Origin of the sequence: Staphylococcus lugdunensis, assembly GCF_001558775.1 — a bacterium.
GTDB classification, from domain to species: domain Bacteria; phylum Bacillota; class Bacilli; order Staphylococcales; family Staphylococcaceae; genus Staphylococcus; species Staphylococcus lugdunensis.
The window spans coordinates 1,056,430-1,082,753 of the sequence record NZ_CP014022.1 but is presented as its reverse complement, the minus strand read 5'-3'; the positions used below and the strand labels follow the sequence as shown (position 1 = coordinate 1,082,753).

General features: G+C 32.4%; 27 protein-coding genes. 20 read left to right on the top strand and 7 right to left on the bottom strand.

The features are described 5' to 3' along the window. Positions 1-15: 15 nt before the first annotated feature. The gene (locus tag AL499_RS05135; protein WP_002493009.1) at positions 16-1,065 is read left to right on the top strand and encodes an alpha/beta hydrolase; all 1,050 of its coding nucleotides are present in this window, start codon (positions 16-18) and stop codon (positions 1,063-1,065) included. A 181-nt stretch (positions 1,066-1,246) separates the two neighbouring features. On the opposite strand, the gene AL499_RS05130 is transcribed toward AL499_RS05135, so the two are convergent. Next, on the bottom strand, positions 1,247-1,753 hold the full coding sequence (locus tag AL499_RS05130) for a GNAT family N-acetyltransferase (RefSeq protein WP_002459811.1): 507 nt from the start codon (positions 1,751-1,753) through the stop codon (positions 1,247-1,249). Between the two features lie 101 nt (positions 1,754-1,854). Between AL499_RS05130 and AL499_RS05125 the strand changes: the two genes are divergently transcribed. The 7 genes from AL499_RS05125 to AL499_RS05095 all read left to right on the top strand — a co-directional run bounded on the left by AL499_RS05125 (position 1,855) and on the right by AL499_RS05095 (position 9,464). After that, the gene (locus AL499_RS05125; protein WP_002492981.1) at positions 1,855-2,778 is read left to right on the top strand and encodes a Rossmann-fold NAD(P)-binding domain-containing protein; all 924 of its coding nucleotides are present in this window, start codon (positions 1,855-1,857) and stop codon (positions 2,776-2,778) included. A 15-nt stretch (positions 2,779-2,793) separates the two neighbouring features. After that, complete coding sequence (gene graR / locus AL499_RS05120; RefSeq protein ID WP_002459809.1) at positions 2,794-3,468, top strand: response regulator transcription factor GraR/ApsR; 675 nt, start codon at positions 2,794-2,796, stop codon at positions 3,466-3,468. Next, on the top strand, positions 3,461-4,501 hold the full coding sequence (locus AL499_RS05115; protein WP_002459808.1) for a sensor histidine kinase: 1,041 nt from the start codon (positions 3,461-3,463) through the stop codon (positions 4,499-4,501). Before graR ends, AL499_RS05115 begins: the two co-directional genes overlap by 8 nt. Positions 4,502-4,587: 86 nt before the next feature. After that, on the top strand, positions 4,588-5,349 hold the full coding sequence (locus AL499_RS05110; RefSeq protein WP_002479391.1) for an ABC transporter ATP-binding protein: 762 nt from the start codon (positions 4,588-4,590) through the stop codon (positions 5,347-5,349). Next, positions 5,339-7,228 (top strand): FtsX-like permease family protein, encoded by a 1,890-nt coding sequence (locus AL499_RS05105; protein ID WP_002479390.1) that lies wholly within the window; start codon positions 5,339-5,341, stop codon positions 7,226-7,228. Before AL499_RS05110 ends, AL499_RS05105 begins: the two co-directional genes overlap by 11 nt. A gap of 602 nt (positions 7,229-7,830) precedes the next feature. Next, positions 7,831-8,448 carry a DUF47 domain-containing protein gene (locus tag AL499_RS05100; RefSeq protein ID WP_002479389.1) on the top strand — a complete coding sequence of 206 codons (618 nt, stop codon included), beginning with the start codon at positions 7,831-7,833 and terminating at the stop codon, positions 8,446-8,448. Between the two features lie 14 nt (positions 8,449-8,462). Then, positions 8,463-9,464 (top strand): inorganic phosphate transporter, encoded by a 1,002-nt coding sequence (locus AL499_RS05095; protein WP_002459804.1) that lies wholly within the window; start codon positions 8,463-8,465, stop codon positions 9,462-9,464. Positions 9,465-9,851: 387 nt separating this feature from the next. Here the strand turns inward: AL499_RS05095 and AL499_RS05090 are convergent, their stop codons facing one another. After that, a complete protein-coding gene (locus AL499_RS05090) occupies positions 9,852-10,655 on the bottom strand; it encodes a CHAP domain-containing protein (protein WP_002479388.1) in 804 nt (267 codons plus the stop codon). A gap of 397 nt (positions 10,656-11,052) precedes the next feature. Here AL499_RS05090 and AL499_RS05085 point away from each other — a divergent pair, with 397 nt between their 5' ends. From AL499_RS05085 to AL499_RS05040, 9 genes are all read left to right on the top strand, one after another. Continuing rightward, on the top strand, positions 11,053-11,676 hold the full coding sequence (locus tag AL499_RS05085) for a Bax inhibitor-1/YccA family protein (protein WP_371089515.1): 624 nt from the start codon (positions 11,053-11,055) through the stop codon (positions 11,674-11,676). A 308-nt stretch (positions 11,677-11,984) separates the two neighbouring features. Then, on the top strand, positions 11,985-14,129 hold the full coding sequence (locus tag AL499_RS05080; RefSeq protein ID WP_002493010.1) for a helix-turn-helix domain-containing protein: 2,145 nt from the start codon (positions 11,985-11,987) through the stop codon (positions 14,127-14,129). Positions 14,130-14,272: 143 nt separating this feature from the next. Then, positions 14,273-14,632: a transcriptional regulator, SarA/Rot family gene (locus tag AL499_RS05075; protein ID WP_002492965.1), complete on the top strand. Its 360-nt coding sequence runs from the start codon at positions 14,273-14,275 to the stop codon at positions 14,630-14,632. 233 nt (positions 14,633-14,865) lie between these two features. After that, on the top strand, positions 14,866-15,582 hold the full coding sequence (locus AL499_RS05070) for a YebC/PmpR family DNA-binding transcriptional regulator (RefSeq protein WP_002493004.1): 717 nt from the start codon (positions 14,866-14,868) through the stop codon (positions 15,580-15,582). Then, positions 15,582-16,049 (top strand): cupin domain-containing protein, encoded by a 468-nt coding sequence (locus tag AL499_RS05065; protein WP_002459798.1) that lies wholly within the window; start codon positions 15,582-15,584, stop codon positions 16,047-16,049. The genes AL499_RS05070 and AL499_RS05065 overlap by 1 nt, the downstream gene beginning before the upstream one ends. Before the next feature lie 383 nt (positions 16,050-16,432). Beyond that, on the top strand, positions 16,433-17,047 hold the full coding sequence (locus AL499_RS05060) for a ribonuclease FAU-1 family protein (RefSeq protein WP_002493006.1): 615 nt from the start codon (positions 16,433-16,435) through the stop codon (positions 17,045-17,047). A 507-nt stretch (positions 17,048-17,554) separates the two neighbouring features. Then, positions 17,555-18,409, top strand: coding sequence for a LysR family transcriptional regulator (locus AL499_RS05050; protein WP_002459796.1), 855 nt, complete (start codon positions 17,555-17,557; stop codon positions 18,407-18,409). 85 nt (positions 18,410-18,494) lie between these two features. After that, positions 18,495-19,712, top strand: coding sequence for a sugar efflux transporter (locus tag AL499_RS05045; protein WP_037540843.1), 1,218 nt, complete (start codon positions 18,495-18,497; stop codon positions 19,710-19,712). A 1-nt stretch (position 19,713) separates the two neighbouring features. Then, positions 19,714-20,199, top strand: coding sequence for a DUF456 domain-containing protein (locus AL499_RS05040; protein ID WP_002492997.1), 486 nt, complete (start codon positions 19,714-19,716; stop codon positions 20,197-20,199). A gap of 449 nt (positions 20,200-20,648) precedes the next feature. Here AL499_RS05040 and AL499_RS05035 read toward each other — a convergent pair whose 3' ends face one another. Further along, complete coding sequence (locus AL499_RS05035) at positions 20,649-21,338, bottom strand: DUF1129 family protein (protein ID WP_002479384.1); 690 nt, start codon at positions 21,336-21,338, stop codon at positions 20,649-20,651. 210 nt (positions 21,339-21,548) lie between these two features. Here AL499_RS05035 and AL499_RS05030 point away from each other — a divergent pair, with 210 nt between their 5' ends. The 3 genes from AL499_RS05030 to AL499_RS05020 all read left to right on the top strand — a co-directional run bounded on the left by AL499_RS05030 (position 21,549) and on the right by AL499_RS05020 (position 23,079). Next, entirely contained in the window at positions 21,549-22,001 is a 453-nt protein-coding gene (locus tag AL499_RS05030) for an SA0632 family lipoprotein (protein WP_002492952.1), read from the top strand. Between the two features lie 125 nt (positions 22,002-22,126). Next, positions 22,127-22,423 carry a hypothetical protein gene (locus AL499_RS05025; protein WP_002459790.1) on the top strand — a complete coding sequence of 99 codons (297 nt, stop codon included), beginning with the start codon at positions 22,127-22,129 and terminating at the stop codon, positions 22,421-22,423. Positions 22,424-22,536: 113 nt separating this feature from the next. Then, the gene (locus tag AL499_RS05020) at positions 22,537-23,079 is read left to right on the top strand and encodes a GNAT family N-acetyltransferase (RefSeq protein ID WP_002492957.1); all 543 of its coding nucleotides are present in this window, start codon (positions 22,537-22,539) and stop codon (positions 23,077-23,079) included. A gap of 31 nt (positions 23,080-23,110) precedes the next feature. Here the strand turns inward: AL499_RS05020 and AL499_RS05015 are convergent, their stop codons facing one another. The 4 genes from AL499_RS05015 to AL499_RS05000 all read right to left on the bottom strand — a co-directional run bounded on the left by AL499_RS05015 (position 23,111) and on the right by AL499_RS05000 (position 26,013). Then, positions 23,111-23,677: an LOG family protein gene (locus AL499_RS05015; protein WP_002479382.1), complete on the bottom strand. Its 567-nt coding sequence runs from the start codon at positions 23,675-23,677 to the stop codon at positions 23,111-23,113. Between the two features lie 15 nt (positions 23,678-23,692). Then, the gene (locus AL499_RS05010; RefSeq protein WP_002492972.1) at positions 23,693-24,139 is read right to left on the bottom strand and encodes a YaiI/YqxD family protein; all 447 of its coding nucleotides are present in this window, start codon (positions 24,137-24,139) and stop codon (positions 23,693-23,695) included. Positions 24,140-24,143: 4 nt separating this feature from the next. Continuing rightward, the gene (locus tag AL499_RS12630; RefSeq protein ID WP_002459786.1) at positions 24,144-24,824 is read right to left on the bottom strand and encodes a hypothetical protein; all 681 of its coding nucleotides are present in this window, start codon (positions 24,822-24,824) and stop codon (positions 24,144-24,146) included. Between the two features lie 316 nt (positions 24,825-25,140). Then, positions 25,141-26,013: an undecaprenyl-diphosphate phosphatase gene (locus AL499_RS05000; protein ID WP_002459785.1), complete on the bottom strand. Its 873-nt coding sequence runs from the start codon at positions 26,011-26,013 to the stop codon at positions 25,141-25,143. Positions 26,014-26,324: the final 311 nt, after the last annotated feature.

The following is a 26,324-nucleotide window of genomic DNA, read 5'->3' as shown; positions in this document are numbered from 1 at the left end:
ATGAAGGGATAGAAAATGAAAGAGACTAGAAAATGGTCTTGGATTACGTTGATATGCGTGTTAGTTATTGGTAGTGTGGTTGCGCTTGACTTAAAATATCATTACGATTCAGACCAAAATAATCATAGAACAAACAATAAAGTACAGATTAATAATAAAAATGTCCAAGTCTTTACGGATATTACTTATAGCCATGGTTATCCTAATAGCAAATTAGATATCATTACACCTGAAACAGTTAATGAAAATAGCAAGTTACCAATCATCTTTTGGATGCATGGCGGTGGGTTTGTTGCAGGAGATAAGCAGTATAAAAATCCATTGCTTTCTAAAATTGCTGAACAGGGTTATGTCGTTGTAAATGTTAATTATGCTTTAGCACCTAACTATAAATATCCAACACCGTTAAAACAAATGGATGCAGCGGTAAAATTTATGAAAGATAATCAACATGACTTCCCAATTGATTTTGACCAAGTCATATTAGGTGGGGACTCGGCAGGTGCCCAATTAATGAGTCAATATACTGCAATGCAAACAAATGATAAATTGCGTGAAGAAATGGGTTTCCAACAACAATTCACGCCAGAACAGTTAAAAGGAGCAATTTTTTTCGGTGGCTTTTATAATATGCAGACGGTTCGTGCAACTGAATTTCCTCGTATTCAAATGTTTATGCGCAGTTATACTGGTTCTGCCAATTGGGAAACAGATTTTAAAAATATTTCACAAATGTCGACGATTCAGCAAGTGACAAAGCAATTTCCTCCCACTTATTTATCTGTAGGTGACGGCGATCCATTTTACAGCCAAAATGAAAGTTTTATCCGTAAACTTAAAAGTAAACATGTACCTACTACGACACTTTTTTACGATGGTACACATCATTTACATCATCAATATCAATTTCATTTAGAAAAGCCGGAATCTAAAGAAAACATGAAGCGGGTATTGCTATTTCTAAGTCGAAATACGTCTTCATCAGGTGTTGAACGAGGCAATAATCATAGTTTAGACACGCATACACCAGAGAATAATACAGTTAATCTGCTACCTATCGAATGATGATAACAATAATTGTATTTCCGATTAGGTAATGATAAATAAGAGTTAACGCCACGACCAAAAAGTACATTATAGGTCGTGGCGTTATAGCGTATTTAAATATTATGTATAAAATTATATGGTTCAGCAGTGGTACTTTATCATAGTATAAAACACGTTAACGCTATATAGGTATTACGGACTAAATTAACAATTTGCCCAACACATACTTGCTATAATATTTACCATTTATGAACAGCTTATCTCTCAACTCGCCTTCAATAATAAAACCTAAACTTTTAAACAATATGACAGCGCTTTGATTTTCTGGAACTATAGAAGCTTCAAGACGCCGAATATGACGATTTAATGCCCATGCTTCTGCAGCGTTTATCAAGGCTTGTCCAATACCTTTACGTTGATATAAATATTTTACGCCTAAGGATATAATAGCCTCATGTTTTGTACGTTCATAATTTTTTGTAGTTACAAAGGCATAGCCAACAAGTTGTTCATCTTGTTCGGCCACGAAAATCGTATTTGCCGGAGATGTTATAAATTTTTCTAAGTTTTTACTTGCACGTTGAATGGTAGGAGCATATTCACCTGGATTATATAATGTGAATTCAGATTCATCATATACTGTCGACAATAGTTGTATGAAGTTTTCTACATCTTTAATGCTTATTTCGCGTATAATAGGAGCCATAGTAGACCTCCAATCGTTTAGAATTTATCGTTCTACTATAGTATAGTATATTAAAAGTATAATTGCTCATATCTTTAGTGATTGTTAAAGGGGATATTAAGATGAAACCAAATGTATTGCTTGCAGGGGGTAGTGGCTTTTTAGGTAAACATATTGGTTCTGCCATTGAACATGAGGCAACTTTATATGCTTTATCTAAATATCCAAACCCTCAAGAGACAAAAATTGAAAGTATTACTTGGTTAAAGAAAGATATATATAATTATAAAGATGTCCTAAGTGCAATGGAAGGGATGGACATCGCTATCTTCTACATTGATCCAAATAAACATTCAGCAAAGCTAACACAAGCAACAGCGAGAGATTTAAACCTAATTGCCGCTGATAATTTTGGACGTGCTGCCGCCAAGACAAGCGTGGCAACTATTATATATATTACTGGTAGTCGTTTTGACAAAGAAACGGTGGAGCGTCTGAGCGCATACGGGGTTAACGTACAACAAACAGAGCACATAGTCAAACGGCCACATATTAACGTTGAATTACAAGTTTCTAAGTATGACGATGTCAGAAATGCAATGCATATTGTTTTGCCAAAAAAATGGACACTGAGTCAATTAGTAGATTATTTTATGACTTGGCTAGGTAATACAAAAGGCACTTTTGTTAATACGTGTAAAGAAGGAGATAATTACATTATCTATGGTAAAGTTAAACATAAACCACTTGCCGTTATAAAAATTGGTGCAGAAGTAGATGGCATGATTACTTTAAACCTTGTTGGAGGTCGTCTAGTACATCCAAATTTGAAAAAACAGGGCAAATTGGAATTTAGACAATTAAAAGGAACCCAAATGGTTATTGTACATTTATATGATTACATTCCGCGATTATTTTGGCCAATATATTATGTTATTCAAGCTCCCTTACAAGGATTAATTATGCGTGGATTTGAAATTGATTGTAGAATCAAACATTTTCAAGGGCGTATACAAGATGGAGAAAAGATTAAATACACAAAATAATGAAGGTGAAAATTCATGCAAATATTACTCGTAGAAGATGATAAGACGCTATTTAAAGAATTGAAAAAAGAACTAGAACAATGGGATTTTAACGTTATGGGAGTAGAAGATTTTAGCAATGTGATGGAGACATATGAACAAGTTCAACCGGAGATTGTTATTATGGATGTTCAACTTCCTAAATATGATGGATTCTATTGGTGTCGAAAAATGCGCCAAGTGTCCAACGTGCCCATCTTATTTTTATCATCTCGTGATAACCCAATGGATCAAGTAATGAGTATGGAATTAGGTGCAGACGATTATATGCAAAAACCATTTTATACCAACGTGCTTATTGCAAAATTACAAGCGATTTATCGTCGAGTGTATGAGTTTGGCGTAGAAGAAAAGCGTATTTTAAATTGGCAAAAAGCAGTTGTCGATTTATCAAAAGATAGTATTCAAAAAGACGATAAAGTGATTTATTTATCTAAAACAGAGATGATTATCTTAGAAATGTTAATTACGAAACAAAATCAAATCGTGACGCGTGACACATTAATTACAGCACTCTGGGAAGACGAAGCCTTTGTTAGTGATAATACCTTAACTGTTAATGTTAATCGTTTGCGTAAAAAATTAGCTGAATTAGATATGGATACTGCGATTGAAACAAAAGTTGGTAAAGGATATATGGCTCATGAATAACGTGAAATGGTTTTGGCTGTTTATCAAGACACGTAAGAATTGGGTGCTATGGTTTTTATTTTTAAACCTAATGATGCTGGGTATTTCTTATATTGATTACGATATTTCTGTTGATAGTATGATTTATTTAGTGGTGTTAAACATTGGAATGACTGCTATCTTTTTACTCTTTGCTTTTTTAAAAGAAATTAAGTTATATCAACATTTTTATGAAAATAAAGAAATAGAGGAAATAAAGCATAAAGGACTCGCAGAAAGCCCGTTTCAAGAACAAATCGTGGATTATTTGTATCGCAAATTGAATTTACAAAAGGAAAAAGTAACAAAACAGCAACATCAGATTAAAGTAACGGAACAATCAATAACTGAATTTGTTCATGATATTAAAACGCCTGTGACAGCAATGAAATTGTTAATTGATCAGGAACAAAATCAACAGCGCAAACAGTCATTGCTTTATGAGTGGTCTAGAATTAATGAAATGTTAGATAAACAATTATACTTAACGCGCTTAGAGTCTCAAAATAGAGATATGTACTTTGAACAAGTATCATTAAAACGTTTAGTGATTGATGAAATACAATTAACAAGACACATTAGCCAAGCAAAAGGTATTGGCTATAACTTATCATTTGATGGTAATACAATGGTCTACACAGATGTAAAATGGTGCCGCATGATGATTCGGCAAATTTTGTCAAATTCTTTAAAATATAGTAAAAACTCTGATATTCATATGTCAGGCTATATTAAAGGTGAACACGTCCATTTGAAAATTCAAGATGAGGGCAGAGGCATTAGTCAGAAAGACTTGCCAAGAATTTTTGATCGAGGTTATACATCAACTGCTAATCGTGATGAAACAGCTTCTTCGGGTATGGGATTATATTTGGTTGACAGTGTTAAAGCACAATTAGGTATCCAAATTGAAGTGATGTCTGAAATAGGTAAAGGTACGACATTTATTTTAATTTTCCCAAAACAAAATGAGATTATGAAACGGTTGTCAGAAGTGACAAAATTGTCATATTAAATAAGTGTATTGTTACTTAAGATAGCGGCGTTACATATATCGACTCGTTATAATTAAGAGTGAAGATGGATGTAAGGAGTGTTGTTGTGTCAATATTAGTAGTTAAAGAATTAACTAAAATATACGGAAGTAAAGATATGCAGCAGGAAGTATTAAGAGGTATTAATCTTTCAGTTGATGAAGGTGAATTTGTCTCAATAATGGGACCTTCTGGCTCTGGAAAAACGACGTTATTAAATATTTTGGGATCAATTGATTATATGTCACAAGGTTCAGTAGAATTAGCTGGACATAAACTAGAAAAAATGTCGAATAAAGCGCTATCTGATATGCGTAAGCGGGATATTGGGTTTATTTTTCAAGATTATAATTTACTACATACATTGACGGTAAAAGAGAATATTTTATTGCCGTTATCTGTACAAAAAATTAGTAAAGAGATGGCAATGAAGCGTTATCATAAAGTTGTTGAAACATTAAATATTGCAGAACTGGGTGATAAATACCCTTCAGAACTTTCTGGTGGTCAACGGCAGCGAACATCTGCCGCACGCGCTTTTATTACATTACCTAAAATTATTTTTGCAGATGAACCTACAGGCGCTTTAGACTCCAAAAGTTCTCAAGATTTATTGGAACGACTTGTCTATATGAATAAATATCGACAAACGACAATTATCATGGTCACGCATGATCCATTAGCAGCAAGCTTTTCTAATCGTGTAGTCATGTTGAAAGATGGACAAATATTTACTGAGCTCTATCAAGGGGATGATGACGATGAAACATTTTATCGTGAAATTATTCGCACACAAAGTGTTTTAGGTGGGGTTCATCATGAATTTTAATCATATTATCTTGAAAAACTTTAGACAAAATATGAGGCATTATGCGCTGTATTTATTGTCACTTATTATTAGTATTGTCTTATATTTTAGCTTTGTCACAATTAGGTATGTGCGCCATATTAATATTAATCAATCTTTCGATGTCATCCGTGAAGGAACACAATTTGGCAGTTATTTTTTATTTGTGATTATTCTTATTTTCATCATTTATTCAAATATGCTATTTGTTAAGCGGCGCTTTCGAGAATTTGCTTTATATCAAGTGATAGGCTTAAGTAAGCGTAATTTAGTACATATTGTAATGGTTGAGCAGATTGCTATTTATTTCGTAACGTCTATTATTGGTATTCTAATCGGCTTATTTAGCACTAAAATTTTATTGATGATTGTCTTGAAATTGTTAGGCGCTAAAGCGACTGCGCCAATTGTATTTAGTGCTGAAGCCCTGTTACAAACTGGTATGCTTATTGGTAGTGCGTTTATCTTAACTATGGTGCAATCGATTATTTTTATTTATAGATATTCGCTTACAGAATTATTTGAAGATACGGAAGTTAAAGCATTAAGCAATAGTAAGTTGAGTTTTAAGGAAGCGATCTTCGGCATATTAGGGTTACTGATGATCGCAACAAGCTATTACTTTATTACGAATCATCTTGTTGATTTTGTACATATTTCAGTATTGTTTATCATTTGTATTTTATTATTAATAGGGCCATATTTTTTCTTTAGAAGTTCTGTATCTTTAGTCTTAAAATTATTAAAAAGGTTTAAGCAAGGGTCTGTGAATGTGAGTGATGTCATATTTACATCGTCTTTAGTCTATCGTGTGCGTAAAAACGCCTTTTCCTTAACGGTAATGGCGATTATTTCATCTATTACTGTTACAGTTCTTTGTATCGCTGCAATAAGTCGCAGCTCGTTAACGAACGAAGTACTATTGGCCTCTCCATATGATGTTACAACGAATCAAACTGCTGCTGCTAATCAATTATCATATATGTTAAATCAACGACAGATTGAACATGACTATAATTATAAAGAATTAATTTATACACACCTTTATAAAAATAAATTATTCAATAGCGATACTGCTAGACCATATTATGTTAATGTCACAAGTGCTGCCTTTTTTCCTAATCGGAACGTAGAGAAAGGTGAAGCAGATTTAATTATCCCTGATGGAACAATTCGACAGTATATGAAACATTACCCACATGGTACTACAGGTATAGGTACTAAAAAACATCATATTAATGTGAAATTAAACAAGGTAATACATGACGTTTATTTTAAAGAAGATAATGATTTAGGAGACCCAACGTTTATATTGAATGATTCAGACTATCAGAAAATTAAAACACATGCTAAAAAGAAAGATAAGATAGTACAATATGGCTTTGATTTAACACACCGGAAAGACGTACCTAAACTGGAGATGATTGTTAATGATATGAATCATCAACTAGAAACACGTAGTCAGATTGTAAGCGAAGTATCCAGCATAACAGGAATTGTGCTATTTGTGACATCATTTTTAGGCATCACATTTCTCATCGCAGTAGGCTGTATTATATATATTAGACAAATGGATGAAACCGAAGATGAACTCGAAAACTATTCCATACTGCGTAAATTAGGTTTCAACCAATACGATATGACAAAAGGACTAAAACTTAAAGTCACATTCAACTTTGGTCTACCACTCATCATTGCACTACTACACGCCTACTTCATCTCAAGAGGATTCATGGACATCATAGGAACCAATAATACAAGCCCTATATACATCGTTATGACCATATACAGCACCATATACGCCATATTTGCAATCATCACATACAACCACACCAAACGCACCATCAGCCACTCGATATAGGGGCCCCAACACAGAGAAACTAATAAAATTAGTTTCCCCAAGCAAAGCAAGTTGGGGTGGGGGCCCCAACACAAAGAAATGCGCCAAGCAATTCAACGTACAACGTAAGTTGGGTGGGCCTCAACAGAGAGGAAGCGGGACAGCATTCATTATGAATTCGTAGTCCTGCCCCGGCAAGGTTGACTAGGATTGAAAAAGCTTGATATAAGCATATGTTCAATCCAGTCAACTACTGCCAATATATCATTCATAGATATGGTGTTATGGCCATATATTAAGTTGCTTTAAAATACAGTCATTAAAAAGTGTATTCCAGTTACTTATTGCATCAAGCATTACGATTACATTGTCTAATTGTAAAGAATTTGTAAATAGAATTGTGATATTGTAAATTTTATGCTATTTTCAAAGAGGGACAAAGTCAGTATTTGAGAACATTTTTTCGCGATGCATAATGACATACTTACAAAATATTTACAAAAGTCAGAAAATGAATCGGGTTAGAGTGATTATAATGTAACAATTTTCTTAATAGGGATTGTCTTTAGTAGTATTAAATTACGGAAGTGATGATTTTCAATCGCTTAAATGGAGGATTTAAAATGTTTACAAAGAAAAAGGATAAGTTCATGGTTCAACTTGAAGAAATGGTTTTCAATTTAGATCGTGCAGCAATGGAATTCGGTAAAATGGATTTCAATACACATTTAGATTTAAAAGCGTATTCTGACAATATCAAAACTTATGAATCTCACGGTGATGAATTAATGCATCAAGTTATTACAGATTTAAATCAAACATTCATTACACCTATTGAACGTGAGGATATCCTATCATTATGCAACGCAATCGATGATGTATTAGATGCAATGGAAGAAACATCTGCAATGTTTGAAATGTATTCAATCGAATATACTGATGAATATATGGCAGAATTTGTTGAAAACATTCAAAAAGCAGTAGCTGAAATGAAATTAGCGGTCGGCTTACTTGTAGATAAAAAATTATCACATATGCGCATTCATTCTATTAATATTAAAGAATTTGAAACAAACTGTGATGGTATTTTACGTCAATCAATGAAGCATATATTTAATAGTGAAACTGATCCAATGACATTAATTAAAATAAAAGACATTTACCAAAGCATGGAAGAAATCGCTGATAAATGCCAAGTTGTAGCAAATAACTTTGAAACAATCATTATGAAAAATAGCTAAGGGAGTTCTTAAAGATGGATTACGTATTAATTATTACGATAGCTATCGTTGTTTTTTCATTGATATTTGACTTTATCAACGGTTTTCACGATACTGCAAACGCGGTAGCTACAGCGGTATCTACTCGTGCTTTAACGCCGAGAAGAGCTATACTATTAGCTGCAATTATGAATTTTATTGGTGCCTTAACATTTACTGGTGTGGCAGGAACAATTACAAAGGATATTGTAAATCCATTTGAATTACATAATGGGCTCGTTGTCGTACTTGCAGCAATTATTTCAGCAATTATTTGGAATTTAGTAACATGGTTTTATGGTATACCTAGTTCATCATCTCATGCTTTGATTGGTTCAATTGCAGGTGCAGCAATTGCATCAACTGGTTCTTTCATGGATATTCATTATCAAGGATTTACCAAAATTATTATCGTATTGATTATTTCACCAATCATTGCATTTTGTGTAGGTTATATCATGTATTCCATTGTGAAAATTGTCTTTAAAAATGCGAATTTAACAAGATCTAACCGTAACTTTAGATTTTTCCAAATTTTTACGGCAGCATTGCAATCCTTCTCACACGGGACAAACGATGCTCAAAAATCAATGGGGATTATTACCTTAGCTTTAATCGTAGCTGATGTGCAACACCAAGTAGAACCTCAGTTATGGGTTAAAGTAGCTTGTGCTACCGCAATGGGCTTAGGTACTGCAATTGGTGGTTGGAAAATCATCAAAACTGTAGGTGGTAATATCATGAAAATTAGACCTGCTAACGGTGCAGCAGCTGATTTATCATCAGCATTAACTATTTTCGTGGCTTCATCACTACATTTCCCATTATCTACTACGCACGTTGTATCTTCATCTATTCTAGGTGTAGGTGCAGCTAATCGTGTGAAAGGCGTAAAATGGAGTACAGCGCAACGTATGGTTATCACATGGGTAATTACATTACCTATTTCAGCTGTATTGGCAGCTATTATCTATTTGATTATGCATATTTTCTTATAAAGCATAATAAGTTATTAATTAAAATATTGCTAAAACAGGCTAGGACATCATTTTTAGAAAAATAAGCCAGTAAATGCGTTTTTAGTAAATGCATTTACTGGCTTATTCATATTCATTGCTTCGTAGTGTATAACTCGGGCTGTCTCAGCCAGCCCAGCTTGCGTTGTCCGTTGGCTTTCTTTAAACTAAGTGAATGTGATGTCTGATGTATAAAATGATGATGCAATAACGCTAACAATAGAAACTTTAGGCGGTTAGATTTTAATCCGTTATAAATAAGTTCAAAGCTATCTATTTATATCTTTTGAGTGAAATGGACTTAAAAGATAATTTTTAACAAAATAAAAAAGCGTAAGAGCTAGGTCTCACGCTTTGATTATTGTTATATTAATGGATAAATGCATAACTAGAAACTTCTGAAGCAGGGATAGTTCTAGTATTTGTGTTATATGGACCATAAGTATAATTCATTTCAGAAATTAAAATACTACCGTCGCCATTAACACGTTCAACATATGCAACATGACCATATGGGCCAGGTGTACTTTGCATAATTGCGCCAACTTCAGGTGAGTTATCTACACGGTAACCATCATTAGCAGCATTTCCAGCCCAATATTTTGCATCTGACCAATAAGTGCTTATTGGTTTGCCGGCTTGAGAACGACGATCAAATACATACCAAGTACATTGACCGGAAGTATATAGATTAGAATGGTTAAATGTTGGTGTTGTGTTTGTATTTGAAGGTGTTACTGTTGTGCCACCAGAACCAGCACCATTGCCAGAACCACTTGGGATATTTAATGTTTGATTTGGCATGATTAAATAGCCATTTAAATTATTAGCGCGCATTAAGTCATTAACTGACACACCATATTGATTGGCAATAAGATTTAATGATTCTCCAGCTTGAACTGTATGAGATGTTGCTGAAGAATTTTGACCACTATATTGGCTACTGTTGGTATTATTTCCACCAACTGATAAGACTTGACCAGGGAATACAAAGTTATTTGAAAGATTATTACTTTGTTTAATATCGTTAACAGTTGTGTTATGCTGTTGAGCGATACTCCATAAAGATTCACCAGATTTAACGGTGTGTTGTGTTGCGGCTTCGGCATGTTGGTGTGTAAGCGCTGCAGCAGCACCTGATGCAGCTGTAATAGCAAATGCTAATTTTTTCACGTTCATGTCCTCCTTATATTTAAATGCACATTAAGTCATGCACTTTAATTTAAATATTTAATTTCCGATTTATCACTACACCCCCATATTATCAAAAATAGTTTTCTTTGTGGGTATTGTTACTATCTTGTAATATTATTAATAAATGACGATGAAATGTAAATATATTTATAAACGTTGCTGCATAAGGGTTAGAAATGGAAATTATGAAAGTTATTTTCAATATAAAAATTTAATTTGTAATATTTCGAGAATAAAAAATGAAATGTAAATGCATTTATCCAACTGGATTATTCATTTTCAATAAAACAATGTTTATCTTATTGTCTTAGTGTTATAAATAACTATTGAAGGAAGGAGTAATAGCATGAATGATTTTTCAAAGAAACAAAGACATATGACAGATCACAGTCAATCTAAGTCATGGGCGTATTCGCAAGTATGGTTATATTTTATGTATTATTGGCTTATATTTGGTATTGGTTGTTATTTTGGACAATACCTTCCTGATGAATGGCGAATGCCGTTGTCTATAGGATTGTTAGTTCTTATTTTTTCTACCTTAATATTTAAAAGAGCGCGTAAATATGGTTTGATTATTTCTCATATCTATGCGATTATCGTGGGACTATTATCATACGCGATGTTTACAACATACTTACAAAATTTAGGTGCGGATGTATTTTATAAAAATATTGTCTTAGCTATTGGTGCATTTGTTATTTTTGGAGTGATAGGGTTTTTCTTTATAAAAGATGCATCAAGTATAGGAAGATATTTGTTTGTAACATTACTGGCACTGATTGTAGCATCTCTTATTGGACTGTTTATTCATAATCCAGTATTTTATACGGTTATCACGGTAGTCAGCTTGTTTCTGTTTCTTCTATATACTTTATATGATTTTAATAGAATGAAACGGGGTCAATTTTCACCGAGAGAAATGGGTTTTAATCTGTTTATTAATTTGCTTAATATTATTCTTGATATTTTAAGCTTAGCAAACCGTTTTCGAAATTAATCGAAAAATAAATATCTTAAATCAAAAGATGTTTGCGCTTTGTTTTACTTGTTTAGTGTAGTAAAGTTTTGGCAACAGCATGCCAATAATCAGCGAAAGAATTACACTAACCCAAAGCGCAATATTTTTTTATGTAATTTTATAGTTATCAATAAAATAGAAAAAACATAACAATAAATATGTTAGTTTATTTTTGCTAATATATTTAGATTGTGTTAAATTTATGCTTATTATTATAGGAAAAGCGGACTTTATGTTAAGTAAAATATAAGGGTTATGAGCTAGCAAGATTAGAAAGAGGAAGATATATGACTAATACTTTTTTTCGAATCCTCACTAAAGAAGAATATCAACCAACACGATGTATCGATGGTATTATTGTCATTTTACCTATACAAGGGGATCTGACGATTCAGCATTTTGCTAATTCTACTACGATTAGTGATGAAATATATATCATAAATAATAAAGATATTTTTACAATTAAGCAGAATCATAAATCATTAATGCTTTACATTACGAGCGATTGGTTTAAAAATCACGATTATGTATTTTTTGATTATAAGTATTCTGTGAACTTAATAAAATCAATCAATAAATTAAAACAACTGATGCTTAAAATTGCGATTAACTATATTAATCAAATGCCCATAACTAGTAATGAAAACTACATTAAACAAATGGTGGAAGTAATAGCAACAGAAGGAAGTGTTGATTTAGAAACAGCTGAAAATCAATATAAATTTTTATTTTATGGGGAACTTAGCCAAATACTAGAATATATTAATAAACACTCTCATGAAAAACTAACGTTAAATGCACTATCTCAAAATTTATTCACCTCAAAATCCAACATTTCCGCACAGTTTCACCAAAACTTAAACATGGGTTTTAAACAATACGTTGATTCACTAAAAATTGCTGAATCAATTGAATACTTGTTAACTGAAAATTCAACTATTAGTCATATTAGCGATAAATTAGGGTTTAGTAATTCGGCTAGCTATACGAAAATGTTTAAAAGTTATATTGGTATTACACCTAATGATTATCGAAGTTTAAATATAAAGGATAAATATTTATTAATGAATTATGAAGTGTTAAGTGAGGATAATGAACAACATTTAAAAACAGTACTCAGACAACAGATTAATTATTATCAAGAAAATATTGAACGTAAAATATTTATAGACAACAATAAAGTAAAAACAAAGCAAAATTTTGAACTTGTAACTCAGATTAATACTGTTGAAGAGTTTAAAGAGTTATTCTTTATTAAAATCAAAGGAAAAGCTAATATTAATACAGAAAATTTAATTATCTATGTTAATTTTGGTACTGGAACATTAATTAATAATCTGAGTGATGCTGAAATTGGAGATATGTTTAAAAAAATTGCGGCAAATAATTTGCATATTGCCTTTAAAATTCAATCATTAGAAATTATGGATTATATCGAGCGCATTTATGTACAAGTAGTAGAACGTTTAAACTATAAGAAATCATTAGCAAATGGTGATCGTGGTATTATCATGCTTGTATTTGATATGGAAGTAATAGAACTAAAAGAAATTTATCGGCTTATTTTAAAAATTCAAAATAAGCAATTTGGTTTAAGATTTGGTTTAGCCATTAGCTGTTTGCTTAACGAAACAGTCATGTTTAAAACATTAGAATCACAAATAAAACGTATCGGTTTTGATTATTTATTTATTGATAATGCTCACCTTGAACAACCATATTTACTAGAAGATAGTCAACATTTATTATTAAAAAATATTTTAGAGTATCAGAATATCGAAAAAATATTAACACAAATTGATTTATCATATAGCAAAGTTATATTTTTAAATATAGAGAACCACCAATTTTTAAATAATGAAAACGACTTGAGTAACAGTGCCCCATTAATTATTGAAACCTTTTTGAAAACGGCAGAGTTATTTGATGGTATGGGTGTTAACTTATATTTTAGTAGAAATTCGTTTAATGCAATTCATATCTTTGATGAAAATGGTTTTAAAACGGTGTTAGGCATCATCATTGGTCAAATTAAATGGATGATGAACCAGTCCAGAACAATTAAAGATAATTATATTGTAGTAGAAAATGAAGCACAGTATACATTATTTTTATATGATTGGAGAGTATTTGAAAGCGAAGCATCAATTACCTATTTTGGTGATACAGAAGTATTAATTCATTTTGAAGAAGTAGCCGAACAATCGATTCGTTTAATTAAGTCGGAAAAAGTTGACGAGAAAAATGGTAATATCAATCACATCATTAATCGCCATATTCGTGAAAAATACAATTGGACTCAGGAATTATTAAAAGAAATTGAAGATCATTTACATACGACTATGAGAATTATTGAACATGACTTCAGGAAAGACTATTTTAAAGTTAATTTAGGTTATGATTCATTAAGAATCATAAAAATATTCAAATAGTGTGCAATTAATGCGTAGTGCAATTCAATTCAAATGTGTTGGTAATTTTGGCAATGAATATTAAACAAATGAAAACGACAACCTCTAAAACATAGTAGATAATTATAATATATTGTCCGCTTATATTTGGAGGTGCAATAGTATTGAGTAAAGATAAATTAAATCAATTACTAAATCTTTATAAGAAGCATAAATTATTGTCAGAATATATAGATAAAAAATATAAGCTGACGCTTAATGATTTAGCAGTATTAAAACTTGCTAAAGATTATACTTCAGAAAAGAAAGTATTGATGCAATCGTTTTTAAAATTAGCGATTGAAGAATTAGATTTAAGTAGAACGAAGTTACTTGTTTCTATCCGTCGACTTATCGACAAAGAAAAATTAAGTAAACAACGTTCAGAAGAAGATGAGCGTAAAATTTTCATTTATATGAATGATGACAATATTGAAAGTTTTAATGACTTATTTAAAGATGTCGAAGAATTATTAGAAATCTAAGTTTGTTTGTACTGGCAAAGTTTACTTTGTCAGTATTTTTAATTTTATTTAAGCTCAATCATCAATATAAAAACAATCGGCTATAAGATGAGTTAATGATAGGCGGACATATATTGATATAATAGAATTGTTACTAAATTGGCATGTTTACGTGCTGTATGTTATATATAATCGTTGGAAAATCATGTATAATAAATAGTGTTAATTTAGAAGAACGAAAGTGAGATGACATTATGGGTCGTAAATGGAATAATATTAAAGAGAAAAAAGCCCAAAAGGATAAAAACACTAGCAGAATTTATGCTAAATTTGGTAAAGAAATATATGTTGCAGCAAAATCAGGCGAGCCTGATCCAAATTCAAACCAAGCATTGCGCTTAGTGTTAGAACGTGCTAAAACATATTCAGTACCTAATCATATCATTGACAAGGCAATCGATAAGGCTAAAGGTGCAGGAGAAGAAAACTTTGACCATCTTAGATACGAAGGTTTTGGTCCAAGCGGCTCTATGATAATTGTCGATGCGTTAACGAATAACGTAAATCGTACAGCCTCAGACGTTCGAGCTGCTTTTGGTAAAAATGGAGGAAACATGGGCGTATCAGGTTCTGTTGCATATATGTTTGATGATACTGCTACATTTGCTATTGAAGGAAAGTCTGCGGATGATGTATTAGAAGCATTAATGGAACAAGATGTTGATGTGAGAGATGTTATTGATGAAGATGGTTTAACTGTTGTCTATGCAGAACCAGATCAATTTGCGCAAGTGCAAGATGCATTACGTGCAATAGGTGTAGAAGAGTTCAAAGTAGCAGAATTTGAAATGTTACCTCAAACGGATATAGAATTATCAGCTGAGGATCAAGAAACATTTGAAAAATTAGTTGATGCACTTGAAGAGTTGGAAGACGTTCAAAACGTTTTCCATAACGTGGATTTAAAATAATGATATCTGCAGAAGAATGGATTAATCGACTTGAATTAATGCCTCATCCCGAGGGAGGCTATTATAAAGAAACGCTACGACCGGATGATAAAAAGCGTGCATCATATAGCAGTATATATTTTCTACTAAAAGATGCAGATGTGTCTCATTTTCATCGTATTGATGCGGATGAGGTATGGTATCACCATAGTGGTGAAACGCTTTTAATTCATATGATTACAACAGAGGGTAAATACTATGTTGAACAGTTAGGACAAAATGTTGCTGATGGTGATGTCTTGCAATGTGTTGTTCCTAAAGGCACGATATTTGCCTCAAGTTTAAAACATTCTAAAGGATACGGTATTGTTGGTTGTATGTGTCAACCTGCATTTGAATTTGAACACTTTGAATTATTGGCACAAGCAATATTATTAGAAAAGTATCCTCAACACCAAGAGATTATTAAAGCTTATGCAGTAGAATAGACGCATAACTTGAAACACAATTGTGATTTCATATTAAATAAGAATGCCATGTGCTTATTAACAGCACAAGGTGTTCTTATTTTTTAGAATTTTTCTTGTGGTTTAACGGTATTATATAATGATATGTGAAGGTGATTTTTAGCTTAGATGTGAGTATATACATTATGGACCAAGTGATAGGCTTTTGTTTAAATTTTAATTTTTGAAAATCTAGTTTAAATCTCAAAATTCATAGTAATATTATCGATTTTACCAAAATTCATAAATATATAGTAGAATATAAATGATCGAAGTCAAATAAATGCATGTAATTAATACAAAGTTTCGGATAAGATGACAGACGATAGTTAGTCTAATATAATAATGACAAGGAGTTGGTGGCTGTGAAAGTAAAATATATTGATAAACGTCACTGGCGTCGCCTTATAGAAAGGGAATATATAGAAGTTAAGGTGAATAATAAAAGATTCAAGGGCATTATCGGTTTAGTGACGATGAATAAAGTACGTGAACCGCTTGAGGTGACGGTAGTTGGAAAGCATATGGTTGTGGCTGATGACCATTATCAATGGCTGCAGATTTTACCCGAAAAGAAACGGTACAGTATTACAGCAATGTTTGATGATAAAGGCCAACCGTTAGAATATTATTTCGATATAAATATCAAAAACATTACACAAAAAGGTAATGCTAGAACATTAGACTTATTTCTAGATGTCTTAGTATTGCCTACTGGTAAGTATGAGCTTGTTGATGAAGATGACTTAATGAATGCGTTAGTTAATGAACAAATCACTAAAAGACAGTATCATGAAGCCTATATGATAGCACATCAATTGATGATTGAGATAAATGATAATTTTGATGAACTTGAACGACGAATCATGCATTGTTACCGCAAAATGAATCAAAAGAAACATAAAGCGAAACGACATCACCATCAAGCACCTCAACCACAGCAACGTCATAAAAGAAAAAAACGCTTTACAGAAGACTAAGATTTAAATCATGTATGTTTAACATTAGCCAAGAGAAACCGTTATAGAGACTTTCAAAACAAAAAGCAACGGACAACGCAAGTTGGAGTGGGGCCCCAACACAAAGACTTTCGAAGCGAAAGACAACGGACAACGCAAGTTGGGGTGGGGCCCCAACACAAAGGCTTTCGAAGCGAAAGACAACGGACAACGCAAGTTGGGGTGGGCCCAACACAAAGAAATGCAGTTAATATTTCAACAAGCAAAGCAAGTTAGGGATGGGACTTTCTACAGAAGCTTGTCATTATTAGCAAGAGTTTAAAAATACATTTTACATTAGACAATTAGTATTTTTATAATGTAGGTTTATCTACTTAATTATTTTATGTTTTACCAAAATAATGACTTATGCACTAATAGTACTTTTACTTTATAAAGTATTGTTATGATAGGCGCTGTTTAAATCCTAAACGTTTTAGTTATGACTTTATTATGTATGGATAAGCAAGAGGATTGTAGGGGGAAACTATGAAAATTGAAGACTATAGATTACTTATAACATTGGATGAGACAAAAACATTGCGCAAAGCTGCAGAATTATTATATATTTCGCAACCTGCTGTCACACAGCGATTAAAAGCAATTGAAAATAATTTTGGCGTAGATATTTTTATTCGTACAAAAAAGCAACTCATTACTACAACAGAAGGGGCTATGATTATTGAGCATGCTCGCGATATGTTAAAGCGAGAACGTTTATTTTACGATAAAATGCAGGCGCATATTGGAGAGGTCAATGGTACGATATCTATTGGTTGTTCTTCTTTGATAGGACAAACATTGCTTCCAGATGTCTTAAGTTTATATAATACACAGTTTCCAAATGTTGAAATACAAGTTCAAGTAGGTTCGACTGAACATATCAAAGCACATCATCGTGATTATCATGTTATGATTACGCGGGGAAATAAGGTTATGAACCTAACAAACACCCATTTATTTAATGATGAACATTACTTTATTTACCCTAAAGATAAGCGGGCAGAAGTAGATAAACTTCCATTTATTGAGTTTCAAGCAGATCCCATTTATATTAATCAAATTAAAGAATGGTACAATGATAACTTAGGACAAGATTTCCATGCAACCATTACTGTTGATCAAGTTGGAACATGTAAAGAGATGTTATTGAGTGGTGTAGGAGTAACTATTTTACCTGAGGTTATGATGAAATACATTGATAAAAATCAATTTGAATGTGAAAAAGTATTAATTGAAGGTCAGCCACTGATACGCTCTACATTTATGAGTTACGAAGCGAATATGTTGCAGTTGCCACAAGTAGATTCATTTGTTAATTTAATGTATAACTTTATACGCTAATTTATAGGATATCGTGCCGCAATATGTATCATGTTAACCTTGTCGGCATTTAGATTAATTAATTTTAAGGATAGAGGGTACGTTTATGTTTAAAGCATTACTCCATATTAAAAACTATAAATTATTTGTGGTAAATATGATGCTTCTCGGTATGGGTATCGCAATTACGGTACCCTATTTTGTATTATTTGCGACGAATGAATTAGGTATGACAACCAATCAGTTCGGCATTTTATTAGCGCTTGCTGCGGTTAGTCAATTTACAATAAATTCTATAGTCGCGCGCTTTTCAGACACGCATAATATTAATCGTAAGTTTTTAATTATTACTGCCTTATTTATGGGGGCAGTTAGTTTCTCTATATATTTTTATATTCATGATATTTGGTTATTTATTATTACATATGCGATTTTTCAAGGTTTATTTGCACCAGCAATGCCTCAATTATATGCTTCTGCTAGAGAATCTATCAATATATCGTCTTCCAGAAAAAATGCTAAATTTGCCAATACAGTGTTACGATCAATGTTTTCTTTTGGCTTCCTTTTCGGGCCGTTGATAGGTTCACGTCTTATCCATTTTAATGGGTACGCTGGACTCTTCGGAGGAACAGTTGCTATTATTTTATTTACGTTATTATTGCAGGTCTTCTTTTATCAGGATTTAAAGTTAACAGGAGATCAACAAGTTGGTGGAACAGCACATATTGAAACCACAGCGCCGAATATGTTGAAAGATGTTACCTTGTTTTTGCCTTTTGTAGCATTTATTTTGCTACATATTGGGCAATGGATGTATACCATGAATATGCCGTTGTTTGTAACAAAACAGTTGCATATTTCTGAAGATTATGTGGGGACATTAGCAAGCTTATGCGCAGGATTAGAAGTTCCATTCATGGTGATTTTAGGAATGTTAGCGACTAAGTTGCAAACTAGAACATTATTGATTGTTGGAGCACTAAGTGGTGGTGCGTTTTATTTTAGCATTGGTATCTTTAATAACATATATATGATGATGCTTGGGCAAGTTTTTCTGGCCTTCTTTTTAGCGATTTTACTTGGCTTAGGCATCAGTTATTTTCAAGATATTTTACCTGATTTTCCCGGCTACGCTTCTACACTTTTTGCTAATGCGATGGTAATTGGGCAGCTATGTGGGAATTTATTAGGTGGTGCCATGAGTCAGTGTGTTGGTTTAGAAAATGTCTTTTTTGTATCAGCAAGCTCAATATTTATTGGTATGGTGCTAATCTTTTTCACGAAAGATCAAAAATTTACTGAAGAAAAGGTGATATCTTAATATGACTGTCTTATTGTGGTTATTAATTATTTTCGCATTTATTTTGGCATTTGTTGGACTTATTAAACCTGTGATACCCTCTGTTTTGATGTTGTGGGTTGGTTTTTTAATTTATCAATTCGCATTTAATAATGGTGAATTATCGTGGATATTTTATGTGTCAATGATAGTGTTAACGGTACTCATGTTTATCTCTGATTTTGCAATGAATAAATATTTTGTTAATAAATATGGTGGTTCAAAGATAAGTGAGTATGTTGCACTTATAGGTGTGCTCGTTGGTTGTTTTGTCTTCCCACCATTTGGCATTATCATTATTCCTTTTGTAGCAGTTTTTGCAGTTGAACTTATGCAAGATTTCGATGTGAACAAAGCTTTTAAAGCAAGCTTGGGTTCAATCGTAGCTTTCTTAACCAGCAACATTGCCAAAGCGATCATCATGTTTATCATGATTGTATGTTTTTTTATAGATGTATTTGTGATATAAACCAGAGGATGCTGGATGGAAATCTTATTTTACTTTCAAGTATTAATCTTTTTGAAAAGGATGACTAGGATTGAAAAAGCTTGGTATAAGCGTATTTTTAATCCAGTCAACTACTGCTAATATAGAGTTCATAACTTAAAACATAATTATGTTCCAGACTCATGTCAATTAGTTTTACAAATGCGCACCAGGCGGGGCATCGCTCATCGAAAAAAGCCAGTAAATGAGTTTTTTATAAATTCATTTACTGGTTTCTTTATTTATGATGTTTTATATTGTTGTCCCGATTTATATTATCTGTTGAGTTTCTTAAGGAAGTTCATAATGATGGGCCCACCCCAGCTTGCGTTGTCCGTAGAAATGTTTGTCGCATTTCTTTGTGCTGGGGCCCCACCCCCAGCTTGCGTTGCACGTAGAAATGCTTGGTGCATTTCTTTGTGCTGGGGCCCCTATAGTCTTGTGTTGGCGTTTTTGTTGGTGTGTCGGTGTTTTGTGTAGAATGCGATGGGTGTAATGATGAGTGATGCGATAATAAAGTGCCAGTTGCTAATTGTGATATAGGGTCCGATTGCAAGGAATGATTGTGGGATAAAGAATACATAGACGAGTGCTGAAATAAGTAATCCTATGACGATGTAGGTTAATATCCATACTAAGTTTTTATTATTAAAACATTGAAGTTGAACCGTTTTGAAAATCATCCATATAAATAAAAAAATGATAAATAAACCAATGATGACAATAATTGGAAAGGTGTATAGATATATGCGGTTGTTATTGCCGCCGATAAAGAACCCAATAAATCCTTTACAAAAACAAAAAATACCTATTAAAAACATAAAATTTTGATAAATATAGTTAAAAATATTATTGATTGTTTCGTTTGGCAATGCGCGGATCTCCTGCTTTGCGTGTGCTTTAGGGTCGTGATTGAAAAATTCCAAAGCAAGGGTACCATTATCTTCTGCCTTCAATAATTGCTTTAATATACGATTGAGCATTAGTTCTGAATCATAGGGATTGACACTGAGTTCTGCTCGTACATATGTCATGTAATTCTCGAATATTTCTCTATCCGTATTATTTAGTCGTAGTGATTTGACATTATTTTCCCGCATGAGTTGAGACGTAGATTTCATACATTATTTTAAGCTCCTTTAGATATAGTAATAATAGTTATTATATCAATTATGATTAATCATATCATAGAAGTTGAAATAAATTAATTATCGTAATTACTATAAGTAGCTAGATAAACATTTATTAAAGCACGATTAGCTATAACAAATGATTAGAAAGTGGTTTCATGTTAAAATAATAGTATTCACTTATATTCAAAGGAGTCAAACATGAAGAAAGGGCTTGTGCTATTATTAGCAGCAATTTTTTTATTAACAGCATGCGGTAAGGGAAATGATGAAAAGCAATCTTTAGAACAAGATATACAAAAATTAGAAAAAGAGAAAAAAGATTTAGAAAAGCAAGAAGAGAAACTTAAAAGCGATAAAGAGAAATATAAAAGTCAACGTGAGACTTTAGAAAAAGAAGTAGAAGAGATGCAAAGTAATTCATCAGATGATGACAAAGATAATAAAGAAAAAACGAGTGACAAAAGTAAAGAGAAGTCATCACAACATCAAACAACGCACGACCAAAATAAAGATCAACAAAATCAGCATCAAAATTCAAACAATACAGATAACACACAGACAGATAAAGATAAGACGAATAAACAACAGTCATCACAATCTACTAAGAATGATACACAGAAGCAATCAAAGCAACCAAAACAACAACAATGATTCAATGTCACAAGTTAAAAAATTTGTGCCGTTTTATGTCTGATGTTACCGGGTATGTATAACCATAAATACAGAACGTGTATATGAACAAGTTTACATATCGACTTTAAAAGGAGCGAGCAACAATGCATGAACAAGATTTTCGTATTTTAGAAGGCCAAGATATTACTTTACCAGAATTAGGGCGTGAATTAGAAACGTTAACTGGACGTACAATTGTAGATTCTACAGGTGAAATCAATCGAGTAGTGGCACACTTGCCAAACTTTGATTCGGATTTTGATACATTTGTTGCTACATATAAATTAAATCATCAAAATGATTTCATTGATGCTATTTTTACAGCACCGAAAGCTCAGCGTAATCGTTTAAAAGAGATTCCTGTGCATATCGAATTAATTAGTTATATTTCGAAAGCTTAGTTGATACAAAGAACAAACATATAGTAGGTTGCGCGGTATGAAGAGTTTCTGTTCATAACGCGCTTCTTTTTATAGAGCACTGTTACAGAATGAAGCGATGAGGTGAAAGCAGAATGACTGTTTATATTGAAACGGAAAGATTGAAATTACGTGATTGGGAAGAAAATGATTTATTACCATTTCAAAAATTGAATGCAAATCCACAAGTCAGACGTTATTTTCCTAGTTTGTTAAGTTATCGCCGTTCAGCGTTAGATATGAAACAAATGCAAAAAAATATTACAGCAACGGGGATAGGTCTATTTGCAGTAGAATTAAAAGAAACTAATGAGTGGATTGGGTTTATTGGTCTGAATTATATTCCAAAAGATAGCCAATATCCATTTAATAATTTACCATTTTATGAAATAGGTTGGCGTTTAATTCCAGAGGTATGGGGAAATGGTATTGCAACTGAAGGCGCTGAAGCTGTGCTAAAATATGCACAAAAAAAGGGAGTTTATGACATATACAGTTTAACGGCAGAGACAAATTTATCGTCACGAAAAGTGATGGAGAAAATAGGGATGAAAGTCTTTGATCGTTTCGAATTTCCTGAATTGAATAAATATCATCCACTTAAAATGCAAGTTAGGTATTATAAAAATCTCAAATAAAAAATAGCCGCTCGTGTGGGCGACTATTTTTTTAATCGTAACTTCTTTCGCCAAGTGGTTTAGCGTTTTGAAGCCCATGTAGTAAGTCTTCTTTTGTGTGATATAGAGGTGCTAAAGCTTTATATTTTTCGTCAATAAAGCCTTCTTGAATCATGTGAATAATAAGTTGATGTAATGGCTCAAAAAAACCGTTTAAATTATAAATACCAATCGGTTTTTGATAAATACCAATTTGTGTCCAACTATAGATTTCAAAAAATTCTTCAAGCGAACCAGCACCGCCTGGAGCGAGGATAAAAGCATCTGCTAATTCTGCCATTTTCTCTTTTCTTTGATGAAGCGAATCCACTAGAATAAGTTCAGAAACCCGTTGACTCGTAATTTCTTTAGTATCTAATTCTTTAGGCATGACGCCAATAACAGTGCCATTGTGATCTAATACACCATTTTGTATGGCACCCATAATGCCTACAGAACCAGCGCCAAAAATGAGTTCATAACCTTTTTGCGCCATATATTTTCCTAAGTTATATGCTTCGTTGACATAGGTTGGATTACTGCCTTTACTTGCGCCACAGAAAACTGCAATTTTTTTCATGATGATAAATGCCTCCTATATTTGAGAGAGTACACGTCGAAATATATGTTCAAAGTGTTGCTGATCTTTGTTAGAAAAAGGAGTCGGTCCCTTGTGCCGACCACCTTGTTTTCTAAGTTGAGCATGGTTATAACGCTGTTGTATCAACATGTCAATGTTAGTACTATTGTATATATAGCCTTTATGGTGTAGTACTGTTTTAACTTTGTTTAACAATAGACTCGCCAAACCATAATCTTGCGTGATAACGATATCTTTACTTTGCGCTAATTGAACGATTTTATAATCCACTGCATCCGGTCCATCATCGACATATATCGTTTTAACGTGTTCTGGATAAGTCTGCGTTGTATAGTGACTGAAGCTACGTACAATTATAACAAAAATGCCTGTCCCTGAGGTTAATTCAATAACAGATTGAATGACAGGACAAGCATCTCCATCAATGATAATCGATGTCATCTTGTTAAGACTCATGATGTGTTTCTTTATTATTTTGTTTAGTTACACTTTGAGCATCATGTTCTTCATATTTTTTTATTTCTTTAATACGTGCTTTTTTATTCTTGTCACGATTTTTTTCTTCATCATGATGACGTTGTTCGATGTTTTTTTGTAACTTTTTAGCCAGTTTTTTAATATCATGTTTGTTATCTTTAGCTAATTTTTCGCCTTTTTTCTCTGTTTCATCATCCAATGCGCCGGGTGTTAGGCCTACTTTTTCTTGATACTTTTGAGTTTTCTTTAAATCTTTTATACGCTGTTTCTCATTTTTTTCACGTGCCTTTGCTTCTTCTTTATGACGTTGTTCGATATTTTTTTGAAGTTTTTTATCCATTTTATCGGCTTCTTTGCGATTTTTCTTCGCTAATTTTTCGCCTTTTTTCTCAATATATTCAGGATCATTTTCTTTTGCAATTTTTTTCAATTCTCGTTTGTTATCATGTTCTTGTTTTTTATCAATAACAAATTCTTTAACGTCAGTAGCTTTATTAGCCACAGTTTTAGATGCACGTGATGTTGCAGCAGTTACTTTTTTGACTTCAGAATGATTTTTGATATGTTTACGTTCAGTAACTAAGGGCACAATAAAAATAGGTAAAACGTTTATTAGTGTCTTAATTAGATGTCTTTTCTTTTGATCCATAGATATTGCCTCCAGTTCATATGCTTATCTTATTCATTACCCTATGACACTCTAGTATAAACGATAAATATACTGTATTGGTATATGTCTAAATATTCGTTTAAATAGTAATGACATCATTATAAAAAGGGACTCAGGAACTAATTCCTGATCTTAAGAAAAATAGTAGGTCTACAACTACAACATGGTAAATATAGTTTGAATAATAAAAATGGCAATTTCTACATTATTCCAATAGAAATTGCCATTTTTATTTGATTAGAGACGTATCTATATTAACACCATCAGTAAATAGTGCTATACACAATGTATTAAATTAATAAATCCCTTTACCAATGCCGAAACCAAAGTAAAGAATAGCGATAATTACTACTAAGATAATACGATATATAGCGAATGGTACTAATTTAATTTTATTGATTAAATGTAAGAAAGTTTTGATTGCGATTAACCCAACGATAAATGCTGCTAGGAAACCTAAAAGATAAAATGGTATGTGTGCTAAGTGAATATATTCATAGTGTTTAATTAAAGATAAACCACTTGCTGCTAGCATAATTGGTACTGACATAATAAATGTAAAGTCAGATGCCGCTTTGTGATTCATTTTCATAAGTACACCCGTTGAAATTGTAGAACCCGAGCGACTAAATCCAGGCCACATTGCAATGGCTTGAGAAATACCAATGACAAATGCTTGGAAATAATTAATTTGATCTACATTTTGTGGGTGCTTAACTTTTTCACTATATTTATCCGCAATAATCATATAAATGGCACCTAAAAATAACCCAATCATTACAGTAGGAACACTGAATAAATATTTTTCAATTAAATCATCAAACATTAGACCTAAAATACCGGCTGGAATCATACCGACAAGTACGTGTAACAAGTTCAAACGACGTGGTTTAGAGCGAAACTCTTCACTTATCGGTGCTTGATGTTGTTTTCCAATATGTAATAATTCGAAAAAACGTTCTCTAAAGACCCAAGCTGCAGCAAAAACAGACCCTAATTGAATGACTACTTTAAATGTAAAAGCAGATTCACTTCCTAGAAAATCAGTGGATTTCAACCACATATCATCCATTAAAATCATGTGACCTGTTGATGATACAGGAGCGAATTCAGTAAGTCCTTCAACGATACCGAGAATGATACCTTTGATTAACTCAAGTAAAAACATAGATTAACCTACCTTCTTAAATATCTTATTTATATTCATGAATCTTAAAAAATTACTACATTATCATAGCATATTAAATTCATTCCTAGCTACTGATTATTAGTTTAGAACTTATAAACTAGACTAAAGTTGTATATTAAACGATATTTATGAATACGTCATGAAATGGCGATTTATTTTTGAATGGATATGTTTAAGCTTCACGTAGTAAATTAAAGTGGAAAGGGAAAAAGTGGTCATTTCTATGGAGCTAGGTAGAAGAATACAATGTGTACATAAAAAACCCATCAATTAATATCAATTGATGGGAC

Bases quoted from the DNA above. Each gene is read 5' to 3' on its own strand.
- AL499_RS05135 (WP_002493009.1), top strand. From the start codon at position 16: ATGAAAGAGACTAGAAAATGGTCTTGGATTACGTTGATATGCGTGTTA.
- AL499_RS05130 (WP_002459811.1), bottom strand. From the start codon at position 1,753: ATGGCTCCTATTATACGCGAAATAAGCATTAAAGATGTAGAAAACTTC.
- AL499_RS05125 (WP_002492981.1), top strand. From the start codon at position 1,855: ATGAAACCAAATGTATTGCTTGCAGGGGGTAGTGGCTTTTTAGGTAAA.
- graR (WP_002459809.1), top strand. From the start codon at position 2,794: ATGCAAATATTACTCGTAGAAGATGATAAGACGCTATTTAAAGAATTG.
- AL499_RS05115 (WP_002459808.1), top strand. From the start codon at position 3,461: ATGAATAACGTGAAATGGTTTTGGCTGTTTATCAAGACACGTAAGAAT.
- AL499_RS05105 (WP_002479390.1), top strand. From the start codon at position 5,339: ATGAATTTTAATCATATTATCTTGAAAAACTTTAGACAAAATATGAGG.
- AL499_RS05100 (WP_002479389.1), top strand. From the start codon at position 7,831: ATGTTTACAAAGAAAAAGGATAAGTTCATGGTTCAACTTGAAGAAATG.
- AL499_RS05095 (WP_002459804.1), top strand. From the start codon at position 8,463: ATGGATTACGTATTAATTATTACGATAGCTATCGTTGTTTTTTCATTG.
- AL499_RS05085 (WP_371089515.1), top strand. From the start codon at position 11,053: ATGACAGATCACAGTCAATCTAAGTCATGGGCGTATTCGCAAGTATGG.
- AL499_RS05080 (WP_002493010.1), top strand. From the start codon at position 11,985: ATGACTAATACTTTTTTTCGAATCCTCACTAAAGAAGAATATCAACCA.
- AL499_RS05070 (WP_002493004.1), top strand. From the start codon at position 14,866: ATGGGTCGTAAATGGAATAATATTAAAGAGAAAAAAGCCCAAAAGGAT.
- AL499_RS05065 (WP_002459798.1), top strand. From the start codon at position 15,582: ATGATATCTGCAGAAGAATGGATTAATCGACTTGAATTAATGCCTCAT.
- AL499_RS05050 (WP_002459796.1), top strand. From the start codon at position 17,555: ATGAAAATTGAAGACTATAGATTACTTATAACATTGGATGAGACAAAA.
- AL499_RS05045 (WP_037540843.1), top strand. From the start codon at position 18,495: ATGTTTAAAGCATTACTCCATATTAAAAACTATAAATTATTTGTGGTA.
- AL499_RS05040 (WP_002492997.1), top strand. From the start codon at position 19,714: ATGACTGTCTTATTGTGGTTATTAATTATTTTCGCATTTATTTTGGCA.
- AL499_RS05035 (WP_002479384.1), bottom strand. From the start codon at position 21,338: ATGAAATCTACGTCTCAACTCATGCGGGAAAATAATGTCAAATCACTA.
- AL499_RS05030 (WP_002492952.1), top strand. From the start codon at position 21,549: ATGAAGAAAGGGCTTGTGCTATTATTAGCAGCAATTTTTTTATTAACA.
- AL499_RS05025 (WP_002459790.1), top strand. From the start codon at position 22,127: ATGCATGAACAAGATTTTCGTATTTTAGAAGGCCAAGATATTACTTTA.
- AL499_RS05020 (WP_002492957.1), top strand. From the start codon at position 22,537: ATGACTGTTTATATTGAAACGGAAAGATTGAAATTACGTGATTGGGAA.
- AL499_RS05015 (WP_002479382.1), bottom strand. From the start codon at position 23,677: ATGAAAAAAATTGCAGTTTTCTGTGGCGCAAGTAAAGGCAGTAATCCA.
- AL499_RS05010 (WP_002492972.1), bottom strand. From the start codon at position 24,139: ATGACATCGATTATCATTGATGGAGATGCTTGTCCTGTCATTCAATCT.
- AL499_RS12630 (WP_002459786.1), bottom strand. From the start codon at position 24,824: ATGGATCAAAAGAAAAGACATCTAATTAAGACACTAATAAACGTTTTA.
- AL499_RS05000 (WP_002459785.1), bottom strand. From the start codon at position 26,013: ATGTTTTTACTTGAGTTAATCAAAGGTATCATTCTCGGTATCGTTGAA.